This window comes from Agrococcus carbonis, assembly GCF_900104705.1.
Taxonomy (GTDB): Bacteria; Actinomycetota; Actinomycetes; order Actinomycetales; family Microbacteriaceae; genus Agrococcus; species Agrococcus carbonis.
Window position 1 is genome coordinate 2,584,511 of sequence record NZ_LT629734.1, and the last position, 13,947, is coordinate 2,598,457.

Sequence of the window (13,947 nt, forward strand, 5' to 3'; positions counted from 1 at the left end):
TCCGGCTGCGTCAGGCGCCGTCGGGCTCCTGCGCGGCTCCGCCCGAGGCGGTGTCCTCCTCGGTGCCGGGGTCGTGCTGGTCGGGCTCGGGCCGGCCCTCGTCGCCATGCCCCTGCTGCGGGGTCGCGGCGCCGTCGTGCTCGCTGCGGTCGTCGTGGTGGTCCATCCATCGCTCCTCTCGTCTCGCACTGGCCCCCTTTCCTACCCGCCGCGGCTGAGTGCCAGGGGAGAGTGCAGGCGAGGGAGAGCGGCGAGGCGAGAGGGTCAGCGGGTCGGCTCGATGCCGAGCGAGTCGAGCAGGCCGCGGATGCGGCGCTCGATGTCGTCACGGATGGGCCGCACGGCGTCGATGCCCTGACCGGCGGGGTCGTCGAGCTCCCAATCCTCGTAGCGCTTCCCCGGGAAGACGGGGCACGCGTCGCCGCAGCCCATCGTGATGACGACGTCGGACGCGCGCACCGCATCCGTCGTCAGCACCTTGGGGGTCTCGGCGGCGATGTCGATGCCGATCTCGCGCATCGCCTCGACGGCGACGGGGTTGATCTGGTCGGCGGGCAGGCTCCCGGCCGAGCGCACCTCGACGGCGCCGCCGGAGAGCTCGCGGAGGAGGCCCGCGGCCATCTGCGAACGGCCGGCGTTGTGCACGCACACGAACAAGGCGCTGACGGGATCGGTCACGGGTCCATCATCGCGCGTACGCCGGGCGCGGCGCGACCTGAACCGCTCGTCAGGTTCGTGGCTCGCTTCGGGCCCGGCGGCGGTACGATGGGCGCGATCCCGACCTGCGAAGGAGCAGCACCATGCCCGAGACGATCATCGCCGGCTACGCCCGCACGCCGTTCGCCAAGTTCCTCGGCCAGCTGGCCCAGACGCCGTCGACCGAGCTCGGCGCGCACGCCGCGAAGCACGCGCTCGCGAAGGCCGGCGTCGCTCCCGACGAGGTCGACGCCGTCGTCGTCGGCCAGGTGCTGCAGGCAACCGTCGGCCAGAACCCGCCGCGGCAGACCGCCGTCGGCGCCGGCATCCCGATGACGACGCCCGCGCTCGGCATCAACGCCGTGTGCCTCTCGGGCACCGAGGCGATCGTGACCGGCCACCGCATGATCCAGCTGGGCGAGGCCGACGTCGTCGTGGCCGTCGGCCAGGAGTCGATGACGCTCGCGCCGCACGCCGTGCCCATGCGCGCCGGCAGCAAGTTCGGCGACGCGAGCCTCATCGACACGATGCAGTTCGATGGGCTCACGGATGCGTTCGACCGGGTCGCGATGGGGGAGTCGACCGACGGCTACAACGCGTCGTTCGAGATCACGCGCGAGCAGCAGGACGAGCTCGCGGCGGCCTCGCACGCGCGCCTCGCGCGCGCCCAGGGCGACGGCACCTTCGACGACGAGATCGTGCCGATCGAGGCGAAGGCCGGGCGGAAGACCGTCACGGTCTCGGCCGACGACGGCGTGCGCCCCGAGACGACCGCCGAGTCGCTCGCGGCCCTCCGCCCCGCCTTCACGAAGGACGGCACGGTCACGGCCGGCAACGCATCCCAGATCACCGACGGCGCGGCCGCGGTCGTGCTCGTGTCGGACGCCTACGCATCCGCCCACGGCATCGCGGGGCTTGCGAAGATCCGCTCGACGGGCTTCGTCGCGGGCGGCGACGTGTCGCTGCACTCGCAGCCCGCCGACGCGATCGAGCAGGCGCTCGAACGCGCGGGCCTCAGCACCGGCGACCTGCAGGCGGTCGAGATCAACGAGGCGTTCGCGGCGGTGGGCGTCGCATCGACCCGCCAGCTCGGCGTCGACCCCGAGATCGTCAACGCCAACGGCGGCGCGATCGCGCTCGGCCACCCGATCGGCGCGTCGGGCGCCCGCATCGTCGGCCACCTCGCGCTCCGCCTCCAGCGGCTCGGCTCGGGCTCGATCGGCGCGACCGGCATCTGCGGCGGCGGCGGCCAGGGCTCGGCCGTCGTGCTCGAGGCCATCTGACGCTTCCGCCTCGAGCGGACACCCGCGCGAGACGCACCCGCCCCGCCTAGGCTGGGCGGGTGCGTCTGTCTGTGCTCGATCTCGCCCACATCGCCCCCGGCGAGTCCGTCGGCGCAGCGCTGCAGGGCTCGGTCGAGCTCGCGCGCGCCGCCGAGCGGCTCGGCTACGCGCGCGTCTGGTACGCGGAGCACCACAACATGGCGACGATCGCCTCGAGCGCGACGAGCGTGCTCATCGCGCACGTCGCGGCGCACACCGAGACGATCCGGCTCGGCGCCGGCGGCATCATGCTGCCCAACCACTCGCCGCTCGTGATCGCCGAGCAGTTCGGCACGCTCGCCGAGCTGCACCCGGGCCGCATCGACCTCGGGCTCGGCCGCGCGCCCGGCACCGACCAGCGCACGTGGAGCGCGCTCCGCCGCGACATCCGCGCGTCCGAGCGCTTCCCCGAGGACGTCGTCGAGCTGCGCGGCTACCTCGCCGGCGAGTCGGTCGTCCCCGGCATCGCGGCGGTGCCCGGCCGGGGCACGCGCGTGCCGCTGACGATCCTCGGCTCGTCGCTCTTCGGGGCGCAGCTCGCCGCGGCGCTCGGCCTGCCGTACGCGTTCGCCTCGCACTTCGCCCCCGACGCGCTCCACCAGGCCGTCGCGGTCTACCGCGAGCGGTTCGAGCCGAGCGAGCAGCTCGCCGAGCCCTACGTGATCGCCGGCATCAACGCGGTGGTCGCCGACACGCGTGACGAGGCGCTCGCGCTCCAGCGCCAGGTCGTGCGCTCGCGCGTGCGCAGCATCCTGCTGCGGGACAGCCCGATCGCGCAGACCGTCGGCGATGACGAGCTCGACGCGCTCGCCGCGAGCCCCCAGGGCGCGCAGGTCGCGAAGATGGTCCAGTACACCGCCCTCGGCACCGGCGAGGAGGCCACCGCGACCCTGCGGCGCTTCCAGCACGAGGCCGACGCCGACGAGCTCATCATGGCCGTGCAGGGCCGCACGCCCGAGCGCGTGCGCGCGCTCGAGCTGCTCGCCGCGGCAGGCGCGCTCGGCGACGCAACCGGCCCCTAGCCCCGCCACCCGCGACGACGCGCTCGCCGCGCACATCCACGCCGCACCCGCAGGGGTGGCGGGCTCCGTCGTCGTGCCGCTCTCCTTCGGCGACGACTGCGCCAGCGTCTCGCGCGAGCTCGCGCTCGCCCTGCTCAGGTCGCCCGCCGACTACTACGTCAACGTCCACACCGCCGCGTTCCCCGCAGGCGCGCTGCGCGGCCAGCTGGGCTGAGGCCAGGCTCGTGTCGGACGCTCCGCTCAGGCGGAGCGCATCGCTCGCGCGAGCCGGGCGACGGATGCGGCGGTCGCCGCCAGCAGGTCGGCCGCGTCGCGCTGCAGCGCGTCGAGCGCCGCCGGGCCGACGGCGAGCGAGAACGCCGGCACGCCCATCGCGGCGGCTGCATCGGCGTCCACCGAGCCTGCGACGACGCACAGCGGCACGCCGCGCCGGGCGGCGGCCGCGTGCACGACCGAGACGACCTTGCCGCCCGCCGACTGGCCGTCGAAGCGGCCCTCGCCGGTCAGCACGAGCTGGGCATCCGCGATCGCGGCGTCGAGTCCCGCGAGCTCGGCGAACCACGCCCCGCCCGCGACGACGTCGCCGCCGGTGAGCGCGCGCAGCACGCTCGCGACCCCGCCCGCCGCGCCGGCGCCCGGCACGTCGACGATGGATGCGGCGTCCACGCCGAGCGCGTCGGCGCCGAGGCGCGCGAAGCGGTCGAGCGCCGCGTCGAGCGTCCGCACCTCGTCGCGGCTCGCGCCCTTCTGCGGCCCGAAGACGGCGGCAGCGCCGCGCGGGCCGGTGAGCGGTGCGTCGACGTCGGTCACGAACCGCCATCGCGCGGCCCTCGCGCGCGCGTCGAAGTCGGCGACGTCGAGGTGCGCGACGGCCGCGAGGCCACCGCCGCCGGGCGGCACCGGCCGGCCCGACGCATCCGTGAGCCTCGCGCCGAGCGCCGAGAGCAGCCCGGCCCCGCCGTCGGTCGTCGCCGAGCCGCCGAGCAGCAGCGTCACCTCGTCGGCGCCGCGGTCGAGCGCGTCCAGCACGACGGCGCCGAGGCCGGCGGTCGACGCCTCGAGCGGCCGCAGCGGCACGTCCTCGACCTGGGGGAGCCCGGCGGCCTGGGCGAGCTCGATGATCGCGTGCGAGCCGTCGAGCGCCCAGCGGGCCGAGACCGTCCGGCCGATCGCGTCGACGGTGTCGGTGATGACCTCCTCGCCGCCGCGCGCGAGGAGTGCGTCGAGGCTGCCCTCGCCGCCGTCCGCCATCGGCACCAGCACCACCTCGGCTCCGGGCACCGCGCCGCGGATGCCGCGCGCGGCGGCCTCGCACGCCTCGGCGGCGGTCAGGCTGCCCTTGAACGCGTCGAAGGCGACGACCGCCCTCACCGCTGCAGCCCGTAGCGCTCGGCGAATCGGGCGAGGATCGTCTGCGGATGCGTCACGTGCGCCGCGCGGCCCGCGGCGACGAGGTCGTCGACCTCGTCGGGCGAGAAGTAGCCGTGGTCGCGGTAGACGCGGATGCGCTGCTCGAGCCCGTCGGCGTCGAGCTCGGGATGGAACTGCGTGCCGACCACGTGCTCGCCGACGCGCACCATGTGCACGCACGCGGCCGAGACGGCGAGCGTCGTCGCGCCTTCCGGGGCCTCCGCGATGCCCTCCTTGTGGCCGCCGAACGCGGTGAATGCGCGCGGCAGGCCGTCGGTGAGCCAGTCCTCGCCCACGAGGCTCAGCTCGACCGGCGCGACCGACTCCGCGATGCCGCGCACCATGCGCCCGCCGAGCGCGTGCACGAGCGCGCCGAGGCCGAGGCAGGCGCCGAGGTAGGGCACGTCGTCCCGGATGACCTCGGTCGCGAGGCGCGTGAGCCACGTGATCGTCGACGCGTGCCCGTCGGGCCGCAGGTGCTCGTCGCTGAAGTTCGCCGGACCGCCGCCCACGAGCACCGCGTCGACGCCGGCGAGGTCGATCGCCGGCTGCTCGCGGTCGAGCCGCACGCGCTCGACGCGCGCCGTGTCGAGCGAGCCGAAGCGCAGCATCGCCTCGAGCTCGGCGTCGGCGACCGCGTCCTCCGGCCGCGACTGCACGATCAGGATCCGCCTCATGCCGCCCTCCCCGCATCCGCCCGCCGTCCGTCGGCGGTCCACACGCCGCTCGTGCCGCGGCGGTGCGAGCCCAAGAGGTGCGTGTCGACGATGCCGACCGCCTCCATGAGCGCGAACATCGTCGTCGGCCCCACGTGCGCGAAGCCGCGGCGCTTGAGCTCCTTCGACAGCGCGATCGACTCGGCGCTCTGCGTCGGCACGTCGGCGGCCGTCAGCGGCATCGGCGTCGCCTCCGGCTGAAACGACCAGATGAGCGCCGCGAGCCCCTCGGACTCGCGCAGCGCGACGGTCGCGCGCGCGTTCTGGATCGTCGCGGCGATCTTGCGTGCGTTGCGCACGATGCCGGCGTCGGCCATGAGCCTGGCCGTGTCCGCCTCGCCGAACCGGGCCACCGCATCCGCCTCGAAGCCCGCGAACGCGGCGCGGAACGCGGGGCGCTTGCGCAGGATCGTCGCCCACGAGAGCCCCGACTGGAAGGCCTCGAGCGAGAGCCGCTCGAACAGGCCCCTCTCGTCGCGCACCGGCATGCCCCACTCGCCGTCGTAGTAGTCGCGCAGCAGCGGATCGGTCGCCGCCCATGCGGGCCGGGCGCGGCCGTCGTCGCCGACGATGAGGTGCATGCCGACCAGGCTAGTCGCGCCCGCGGCCCCGCATAGGCTGGATCGGTGCAGACGGATGCGGTGGGCCGCGCCTGGCGCGAGGGCCTGTCGGTCGTCGTCGCCACGAGCGCGTACGGGCTCTCGTTCGGGGCGCTCTCGATCGCGAGCGGCCTCGACCTGTGGCAGACGATGGTGCTGAGCCTGCTGATGTTCTCCGGGGGCTCGCAGTTCGCCTTCATCGGGGTCATCGCCGCGGGCGGCGGTGTCGCGGGCGTGGCGAGCGCCGCGATGCTCGGGCTGCGCAACGCCCTCTACGGCATGCGGATGCGGCAGGTCGTGCAGCCGCGGCGCGCGATGGCGGCGATCGCCGCCCACGTGACGATCGACGAGTCGACCGCGGTGTCGCTCGCGCAGACCGAGCCGCGCGCGCAGCGGGTGGGCTTCTGGGTCACGGGCGTGGGCATCTACATCGGCTGGAACCTCGCGACCCTCGCCGGCGCGCTGCTGGGCGACCTGCTCGGGGATCCGAAGCAGTGGGGGCTCGACGCTGCCGCGGCTGCCGCGTTCGTCGGCCTCCTGTGGCCGCGGCTCAAGGCGCGGCAGGCGATCGCGACCGCGGCTGCGAGCGCGGCGCTCGCGGCAGCCCTGCTGCCGGTGCTGCCCTCGGGCATGCCGGTGATCGTCGCGGCGGTCGTCGGGGTCGTGGTGGGCGTGACGAACGTGCTCGGACCACGGCACGAGTCGTCGCTGCCCGATCCCGGCGGCCCCGATCACCGAGAGGGGCAGCACGCGTGACCCTGTGGCACCTCCTCCTCCTCGCGTCGATCGCCGTGCTCGCCATCAAGCTCGTCGGCTACGCGGTGCCGCCGCGGCTGTTCGAGCGACCCAGGCCCCGTCGCACCCTCGAGCTCCTCACCGTCTCGCTCCTCGCGGGCCTCGTGGCGGTGCAGACGCTCGGCGGCGACGGCGGGCTCGTGCTCGACGCGCGGATCCCGGCGGTGCTCGTCGCGGCCGGGCTCTTCGCGGTGCGCGCGCCGTTCATCGTCGCGGTCGCGGCCGCTGCGGCGGTCGCGGCGGCGCTGCGCCAGTGGGCGGGCTTCGCGTGACGTCCCGTGACCCCGCCGCATTCGCTAGGGTGGGCGGATCGAGCGATCGCCGTGGCCCGGTGCAGGGTCACAGCGTCCTGTCGCTATGCTGATCGTCCCGCCAGCGCCGCTGGCACCGTCGCGTGGAGGAAGCGCATGACCGAGCAGGACGGCCGCAGGCCCGGCCCCGACAGCGAGAGCACGCAGTCGTGGGGTGACGACTACCGCGCGCAGCTGGCGTCGATGCTGTCGGGAACCTCGGCCGAGGACCGCGAGGCGGTCGCCTCGCTGCCGTCCGGCTCCGCCATCCTCGTCGTGCGCCGCGGCCCCAACGTCGGCGCGCGCTTCCTGCTCGACCAGGACTCCACCATCGCGGGTCGCCACCCGGATGCCGACATCTTCCTCGACGACGTCACGGTCTCGCGCCGGCATGCGGAGTTCTCCCGCACCGGCACCACCTTCGAGCTGCGCGACCTCGGTTCGCTCAACGGCACGTACCACAACGGCGAGCGGGTCGAGCAGGTCACGCTGCGCGACGGCGCAGAGGTGCAGGTGGGCAAGTTCCGCCTGACGTTCTACCGCTCCCGCCTCGATCTCGAGCCCCAGGCGTGAGCGCGCAGGCGGCCCGGAAGCAGTCGGGCCTCCTCTCCATCGGCCAGGTGCTCGCGAAGCTGGGCCCCGAGTTCCCCGACCTCTCGCCGTCGAAGCTGCGCTTCCTCGAGGACCAGGGCCTCATCACGCCGCAGCGCACCGCATCCGGGTACCGCAAGTTCGACGCGGCCGACCTCGAGCGGCTGCGCTACATCCTCACGCTGCAGCGAGACCACTACCTGCCGCTCAAGGTGATCCTCTCCCACCTCGACGACATCGACGCCGGGCGCTCGCCGCAGATCCCGGGCGCCAACGTGCGCGTCGAGGCGCCGTCGATCCTCGGCGCCGATCGGCGGCTCTCGCGCGCCGAGCTCCAGGCCGAGTCGGGCGCCTCCAAGCAGCTGCTCGCCGATGCGATCTCAGCCCAGCTCGTGCCGGGCGCCGAGCCCTTCGGCGAGGCGGCGCTGCAGTCGCTCAAGGCACTCGTCGAACTGCAGCGCTTCGGCATCGAGCCGCGCCACCTGCGCGGCATGCGGCAGTCGGCGCAGCGGGAGGCCGCGCTCATCGAGTCGGCGCTCGCGCCCATGCGGGGCCGTCGCGAGACGGGCAGCCAGGCGAAGGCCGCCGAGACCGCGCGCGACCTCGCGAGCCACATCCAGTCGGTGCGCGAGCTGCTCACGCGCGAGGCGCTCGAGGGCTGATCGCGGGCGCGTCCCTGTGCTCGGTGGGCGGCAGGGCGTAGACTCGGCTCCGACACGCCGCGCCGATCGCCAGATGCACGGAGTCGGGGCGTCGAGTCGCTACGGTGGGGCCAACACTCAACCCGCACTTGAAGGTTGAGCCCAGCACAGCGGAAGGGACGGCCATGCGCGAGCGCGGCGATGCAGACCAGAGCGGCATGGCGCACGACGGTGCCGCCGAGGAGCGCGCCGGTCGCTACGACCTGGGCCTGCTGTTCACCGACGGCCTCCCGCAGGAGCAGGACGCCGTGGGCTACAAGGGCGCCATCGCCGCGGACGCCGCCGGCATCACCTACCGCCAGCTCGACTACTGGGCCCGCACGGGCCTCGTCGAGCCGAGCATCCGCCCCGCGAAGGGCTCGGGCAGCCAGCGCCTCTACTCGTTCCGCGACATCCTCGTGCTCAAGCTCGTCAAGCGCCTGCTCGACACGGGCATCTCGCTCCAGCAGATCCGCGTGGCGATCCAGCAGCTGCACGACGCCGGCGTCCGCGACCTGACGCAGACGACCCTCATCTCCGACGGCGCGAGCGTCTACCTCTGCACCTCGAGCGACGAGGTCATCGACCTGCTCGGCCGCGGCCAGGGCGTGTTCGGCATCGCGGTCGGCAAGGTGCTGCGCGAGGTCGAGACGCAGCTCATCGAGCTCGAGGTCACGCCGGTCGACCAGCATCCGGTCGACGAGCTCGCCGCGCGGCGGGCGCGCAAGAGCCGCACCGCCTGACGGCCGCGATCGTCGCCGCGCTGCGGTGACGGCTGCGCTGTTGCGCGCCGATCTTCCGCCGCGACGTCGGGCGCCTCGCAGGCGATCCCTGATCGTCGGGGGGCGCCGAGCGCCGGCGCCTGCAGGCGCGACGTACGGTGCCGGCTATGCCTCGCCGGCTATGCCTTGCCGGCCTCGCTGTCGTTCGCCTCGGCCTCAGCCGCGGCGGCCTCGAGCTCAGCAGCGGCGGTCGCGTCGACCGCGGCTGTCGGTGCGGGCACCCGGCGACCCGAAGCCGCCTCGTCGCCCATGCGGCCGGCCGACGTGAGCACGGTCTGCAGCAGCTCGTCGAACTGGAGCGCCATCTCCTGCGCGCCCTCGCCGGGCCACACGTGCAGGGGACGGGCCGCGCCCTGCGCCTGCTGCATCGACGTGCGCTCCGGCAGCACGGTGTCGAGCACGAGTGGCCCGAACATGTCCTTGAGCTCCTGGATGCGGTACTGGTGCTCGAGGGACTGCGGGCGCGCGCGGTTCACGACGATGCCGAGCGGCTGGAGGCGCGGGCTCAGGCCGCGGCGGATCTCCTCGATCGCGCGCAGCGCGCGGTCGGCGGCCGCGACCGAGAAGAGCCCGGGCTCGGTCACCACGAGCACGCGGTCGGAGGCCGCCCACGCGGTGCGGGTGAGCGCGTTGAGGGACGGGGCGCAGTCGACCAGCACGAGGTCGTAGTCGTTCTCGACGGTCGTGAGCGCCGTCTCGAGCTTCCAGATGTCCTTGATCGTCGGGTGCGGGCCGTCGAAGTTGATCGCCGAGGGGCTGCCGATGAGCACGTCGATCGTGCCGCCGTGGCCCTGGGTCCAGCCCGAGGGCGAGATGGCCTGCTGGACGACCTTGTCCCGCGGGTTCGAGAGCACATCGGCGATGTTGAGGCGGCCCTCGATCTCGATGTCCATGCCGGTCGAGGCGTCGGACTGGGGGTCGAGATCGACGACGAGCGTGCGGAGGCCCTTGGCGAAGGCGGCCGAGGCCAGACCCAGCGTCACCGTGGTCTTGCCGACACCGCCCTTGAGCGAGCTGATCGAGAGTACGTGCACGGCGGCCAAGCCTAGCGCCACTAGATTGGAGCGGACACGCCGCCACACCCCGAAGGGTCCTGCATGTTCTCCAAGCTCCTCGTCGCCAATCGAGGCGAGATCGCGATCCGGGCGTTCCGCGCCGCCAACGAGCTGGGCATCAAGACGGTCGCCGTCTTCGCCCACGAGGATCGCAACTCCCTCCACTGCCAGAAGGCCGACGAGGCGTACCAGATCGGCGAGCCCGGTCGCCCGGTGCGCGCCTACCTCACCGTGAGCGAGATCATCCGCGTCGCGAAGGACGCCGGCGCCGACGCCATCTACCCCGGCTACGGCTTCCTGAGCGAGAACCCCGAGCTCGCGACCGCCGCGGCCGAGGCGGGCATCACGTTCGTCGGCCCCGGACCCTCGGTGCTCGCCATGGCCGGCAACAAGGTGACGGCGAAGGAGCACGCGATCTCGGCCGGCGTGCCGGTGCTGCGCTCGACGCCCGCGACGACCGACCTCGAGGCGCTCCTCGCGGGCGCCGACGAGATCGGCTTCCCCGTGTTCTGCAAGGCGGTCGCCGGCGGCGGCGGGCGAGGGATGCGGCTCGTCCAGCGCCGCGAGGACCTCCGCGAGGCGCTCGAGGCCGCGATGCGCGAGGCCGACAGCGCGTTCGGCGACCCCACCATGTTCATCGAGCAGGCCGTCGTCCGCCCGCGCCACATCGAGGTGCAGATCCTCGCCGACGCGACCGGGGAGACCGTGCACCTCTTCGAGCGGGACTGCTCGGTGCAGCGCCGGCACCAGAAGGTCGTCGAGCTCGCGCCCGCGCCCAACCTCAGCGAGGAGAAGCGGGCCGAGCTCTACCGCGACGCCGTCGCCTTCGCACGGTCGATCGGCTACGTCAACGCGGGCACGGTCGAGTTCCTGCTCGACACCGCGGGCGAGCGGGCCGGCGAGCACGTCTTCATCGAGATGAACCCGCGCATCCAGGTCGAGCACACCGTCACCGAGGAGATCACCGACGTCGACCTCGTCGCGAGCCAGATCCGCATCGCCGCGGGGGAGACGCTCGCCGAGCTGGGCCTGACCCAGGACCAGATCGAGATGCACGGCGCCGCGCTGCAGTGCCGCGTGACGACCGAGAACCCCGCCGACGGGTTCCGCCCCGACACCGGCCGCATCACGGCCTACCGCTCGCCCGGCGGCGCCGGCGTGCGCCTCGACGGCGGCACGATCAACCCGGGCACCGAGGTGAGCCCGCACTTCGACTCGATGCTCGCGAAGGTCACGTGCCGCGGCCGCGACCTCGACACCGCCATCCGTCGCGCCCACCGCGCGGTGAGCGAGTTCCGCATCCGCGGCGTCGCCTCGAACATCCCCTTCCTGCTCAACCTGCTCGAGACCGAGGAGTTCCGCGCGGGCGACGTCTCGACGAACTTCATCGACGAGCACCCCGAGCTCACGCGCATCAACCCGCCGAAGGATCGCGCGTCGAAGGTGCTCGCGTGGCTCGCCGATGTCACGGTCAACAAGCCCAACGGCGAGGCCGACGGAGTCATCAACCCGGCGATCAAGCTGCCCGCGGTCGACGTCGACCTGCCGGCGCCCGACGGCGAGCGGCAGCGGCTGCAGGAGCTCGGGCCCGAGGGCTGGGCGAAGGCGCTGCGCGAGCGCACCTCGCTCGCGGTCACCGAGACCACCTTCCGCGACGCCCACCAGTCGCTGCTCGCGACCCGCGTGCGCACCGCCGACCTCGTGGCCGTCGCGCCGCACGTCGCGCGGCTCACGCCGCAGCTGCTCTCGATGGAGGCCTGGGGCGGGGCGACCTACGACGTCGCGCTGCGGTTCCTCGGCGAAGACCCGTGGGAGCGCCTCGCGCGCATCCGCGAGGCGATGCCCAACATCCCGCTGCAGATGCTGCTGCGCGGCCGCAACACCGTCGGCTACACGCCGTACCCGACCGAGGTCACGAGCGCGTTCGTCGACGAGGCCGCCCGCACGGGCATCGACGTCTTCCGCATCTTCGACGCGCTCAACGACGTCGACCAGATGCGCCCCGCGATCGACGCCGTACGCGGCACGGGATCGACGGTCGCCGAGGTCGCGCTGTGCTACTCGGGCGACCTGCTGAACCCTGCAGAGGACCTCTACACGCTCGACTACTACCTGCGGCTCGCCGAGCGCATCGTCGAGGCGGGCGCCCACGTGCTCGCCATCAAGGACATGGCGGGCCTGCTGCGCGCGGGCGCCGCATCGAAGCTCGTCGCGGCGCTCCGCGAGCGCTTCGACCTCCCGGTGCACCTCCACACGCACGACACCGCCGGCGGCCAGCTCGCCACCCTGCTCGCCGCATCCGCCGCCGGGGTCGACGCGGTCGACGTCGCGAGCGCCGCGATGTCGGGCACGACGAGCCAGCCCTCGATGTCGGCGCTCGTCGCCGCCGTCGCGCACACCGAGCGCGACACGGGCCTCTCGCTGCAGGCCGTGAGCGACCTCGAGCCCTACTGGGAGGCGGTCCGTCGCCTGTACAAGCCGTTCGAGTCGGGCCTGCCGGGCCCGACCGGGCGCGTGTACCACCACGAGATCCCCGGCGGCCAGCTCTCCAACCTGCGCCAGCAGGCGATCGCGCTCGGCCTCGCCGACGACTTCGAGAAGATCGAGGACTGGTACGCGGCGGCCTCGCGCATCCTGGGCCGCCCGACGAAGGTCACGCCGTCGTCGAAGGTCGTCGGCGACCTCGCGCTGCAGCTCGTCGCGCAGGGCGTCGACCCCGACGACTTCGAGCGCGACCCGCGCAAGTACGACATCCCCGACTCGGTGATCGGCTTCATGGCGGGCGAGCTCGGCGACCTGCCCGGCGGCTGGCCCGAGCCCTTCCGCTCGAAGGTGCTCGAGGGCCGCGACGTCGACGTCTCGGTCAAGCCGCTCGCGCCCGAGCAGGCCGAGCGCCTGCAGACCCCCGGCGCCGACCGCCAGCACGCGCTCAACGAGCTGCTGTTCCCCGGGCCCACCAAGGCGTTCGACGAGAGCCGCGCCCAGTACGGCGACCTCTCGGTCGTCGACACGATCGACTACCTGTACGGCATGCAGGCCGGCGAGGAGCACCACGTCGGCATCGGCCGCGGCGTGACCCTCAACGTCGAGCTCGAGGCGGTCGGCGAGCCCGACGACGACGGCATGGTGACGGTCATGACGGTGCTCGGCGGCCAGCTGCGCCCCGTCTACGTGCGCGACCGCTCCGTCAAGGTCGACAAGCCGCAGGCCGAGAAGGCGGATGCGTCGGTGCCCGGCCAGGTCGCCGCCCCCTTCGCCGGGGCGGTCACCATCAAGGTCGCCGAGGGCGACACGCTCGCCGCGGGCGACGCGGTCGCGACGATCGAGGCGATGAAGATGGAGGCGGCGATCACGACGCCGGTCGCCGGCATCGTGCAGCGCCTGGCGCTCACCGGCACGACCCCCGTCGAGGCGGGCGACCTCATCGCGGTGGTGGAGCCCGCATGACGGTGCGCGAGATCCGGGTCTTCGGCGACCCCGTGCTGCGGGAGCGCGCGGCCCCCGTCGACCCCGCCGACCCAGCGACCGCCGCGCTCGTGCAGGACCTGCTCGACACCGTCGTGGTGCCCGGCCGGGCCGGGGTCGCAGCGTGCCAGATCGGCGTCGCGAAGGCGGCGTTCTCCTACGCCGTCGACGGCGAGGTCGGCTACGTGCTCAACCCGCGCATCGACGAGGTGCGCGGCGAGCCGCAGCTCGTGGACGAGGGCTGCCTCTCGGTGCCCGAGCTCGGCTTCCCGACGCCGCGCCACCCGTACTGCCGGGTCGTCGGCGTCGACCTCGAGGGCGATGAGGTCGTGCTCGAGGGCGAGGGGCTCATGGCGCAGATGCTGCAGCACGAGATGGGCCACCTCGATGGCCTGCTCTACCTGCAGGCGCTCGAGAAGGAGATGCGCTCGGCGGCGATGGCCGAGGTGCGCAAGGCCTCCTGGTACTGACGCAGACGGCGAGGGCCCCCGCGATCGCGGGGGCCCTCGCCGTGTGCGGCGCGG

Annotated in this window: 15 protein-coding genes and 1 pseudogene; 10 read left to right on the forward strand and 6 right to left on the reverse strand. The window is 73.8% G+C overall.

All coding sequences use genetic code 11. The features are described 5' to 3' along the window. Nucleotides 1-10: 10 nt before the first annotated feature. Both BLT67_RS13480 and BLT67_RS12380 read right to left on the reverse strand, forming a co-directional pair. Nucleotides 11-166: a hypothetical protein gene (locus BLT67_RS13480; RefSeq protein ID WP_157674351.1), complete on the reverse strand. Its 156-nt coding sequence runs from the start codon at nucleotides 164-166 to the stop codon at nucleotides 11-13. A 98-nt stretch (nucleotides 167-264) separates the two neighbouring features. After that, nucleotides 265-678, reverse strand: coding sequence for an arsenate reductase ArsC (locus tag BLT67_RS12380; RefSeq protein ID WP_092667291.1), 414 nt, complete (start codon nucleotides 676-678; stop codon nucleotides 265-267). Nucleotides 679-800: 122 nt separating this feature from the next. On the opposite strand from BLT67_RS12380, the gene BLT67_RS12385 reads away from it, so the two are divergent. From BLT67_RS12385 to BLT67_RS13485, 3 genes and pseudogenes are all read left to right on the forward strand, one after another. Next, entirely contained in the window at nucleotides 801-1,979 is a 1,179-nt protein-coding gene (locus BLT67_RS12385; RefSeq protein ID WP_092667292.1) for an acetyl-CoA C-acyltransferase, read from the forward strand. A gap of 59 nt (nucleotides 1,980-2,038) precedes the next feature. Beyond that, the gene (locus tag BLT67_RS12390; protein ID WP_092667293.1) at nucleotides 2,039-3,040 is read left to right on the forward strand and encodes an LLM class flavin-dependent oxidoreductase; all 1,002 of its coding nucleotides are present in this window, start codon (nucleotides 2,039-2,041) and stop codon (nucleotides 3,038-3,040) included. A gap of 28 nt (nucleotides 3,041-3,068) precedes the next feature. After that, nucleotides 3,069-3,254 (forward strand): annotated as a pseudogene (locus tag BLT67_RS13485) (CHRD domain-containing protein); the annotation flags it as partial. A 26-nt stretch (nucleotides 3,255-3,280) separates the two neighbouring features. Here the strand turns inward: BLT67_RS13485 and BLT67_RS12400 are convergent. From BLT67_RS12400 to BLT67_RS12410, 3 genes are read right to left on the reverse strand one after another with little or no spacing between them, the layout of a single operon-like run. Further along, a complete protein-coding gene (locus BLT67_RS12400) occupies nucleotides 3,281-4,411 on the reverse strand; it encodes a glycerate kinase (protein ID WP_231945500.1) in 1,131 nt (376 codons plus the stop codon). Continuing rightward, nucleotides 4,408-5,127 carry a glutamine amidotransferase-related protein gene (locus tag BLT67_RS12405; protein WP_157674353.1) on the reverse strand — a complete coding sequence of 240 codons (720 nt, stop codon included), beginning with the start codon at nucleotides 5,125-5,127 and terminating at the stop codon, nucleotides 4,408-4,410. The genes BLT67_RS12400 and BLT67_RS12405 overlap by 4 nt, the downstream gene beginning before the upstream one ends. Next, nucleotides 5,124-5,747 carry a DNA-3-methyladenine glycosylase I gene (locus tag BLT67_RS12410; RefSeq protein ID WP_092667296.1) on the reverse strand — a complete coding sequence of 208 codons (624 nt, stop codon included), beginning with the start codon at nucleotides 5,745-5,747 and terminating at the stop codon, nucleotides 5,124-5,126. Before BLT67_RS12410 ends, BLT67_RS12405 begins: the two co-directional genes overlap by 4 nt. Nucleotides 5,748-5,792: 45 nt before the next feature. On the opposite strand from BLT67_RS12410, the gene BLT67_RS12415 reads away from it, so the two are divergent. From BLT67_RS12415 to BLT67_RS12435, 5 genes are all read left to right on the forward strand, one after another. Continuing rightward, nucleotides 5,793-6,521, forward strand: coding sequence for an AzlC family ABC transporter permease (locus BLT67_RS12415; protein WP_092667297.1), 729 nt, complete (start codon nucleotides 5,793-5,795; stop codon nucleotides 6,519-6,521). Further along, nucleotides 6,518-6,832, forward strand: a complete 315-nt coding sequence (locus BLT67_RS12420; protein ID WP_092667298.1) for an AzlD domain-containing protein — start codon at nucleotides 6,518-6,520, stop codon at nucleotides 6,830-6,832. Before BLT67_RS12415 ends, BLT67_RS12420 begins: the two co-directional genes overlap by 4 nt. Nucleotides 6,833-6,967: 135 nt before the next feature. Continuing rightward, a complete protein-coding gene (locus tag BLT67_RS12425; RefSeq protein WP_092667299.1) occupies nucleotides 6,968-7,423 on the forward strand; it encodes an FHA domain-containing protein in 456 nt (151 codons plus the stop codon). Beyond that, nucleotides 7,420-8,103: a transcriptional regulator FtsR gene (ftsR, locus tag BLT67_RS12430; RefSeq protein ID WP_092667300.1), complete on the forward strand. Its 684-nt coding sequence runs from the start codon at nucleotides 7,420-7,422 to the stop codon at nucleotides 8,101-8,103. The genes BLT67_RS12425 and ftsR overlap by 4 nt, the downstream gene beginning before the upstream one ends. Nucleotides 8,104-8,300: 197 nt before the next feature. Beyond that, nucleotides 8,301-8,864, forward strand: a complete 564-nt coding sequence (locus BLT67_RS12435; RefSeq protein ID WP_092667675.1) for a MerR family transcriptional regulator — start codon at nucleotides 8,301-8,303, stop codon at nucleotides 8,862-8,864. Nucleotides 8,865-9,022: 158 nt separating this feature from the next. Here the strand turns inward: BLT67_RS12435 and BLT67_RS12440 are convergent, their stop codons facing one another. Continuing rightward, a complete protein-coding gene (locus tag BLT67_RS12440) occupies nucleotides 9,023-9,937 on the reverse strand; it encodes a ParA family protein (protein ID WP_092667301.1) in 915 nt (304 codons plus the stop codon). A 63-nt stretch (nucleotides 9,938-10,000) separates the two neighbouring features. Between BLT67_RS12440 and BLT67_RS12445 the strand changes: the two genes are divergently transcribed. Together BLT67_RS12445 and BLT67_RS12450 are read left to right on the forward strand one after the other, a co-directional pair. Then, the gene (locus BLT67_RS12445) at nucleotides 10,001-13,405 is read left to right on the forward strand and encodes a pyruvate carboxylase (protein ID WP_092667302.1); all 3,405 of its coding nucleotides are present in this window, start codon (nucleotides 10,001-10,003) and stop codon (nucleotides 13,403-13,405) included. Then, complete coding sequence (locus BLT67_RS12450) at nucleotides 13,402-13,893, forward strand: peptide deformylase (protein WP_092667303.1); 492 nt, start codon at nucleotides 13,402-13,404, stop codon at nucleotides 13,891-13,893. The genes BLT67_RS12445 and BLT67_RS12450 overlap by 4 nt, the downstream gene beginning before the upstream one ends. The last annotated feature ends 54 nt before the right edge of the window (nucleotides 13,894-13,947 follow it).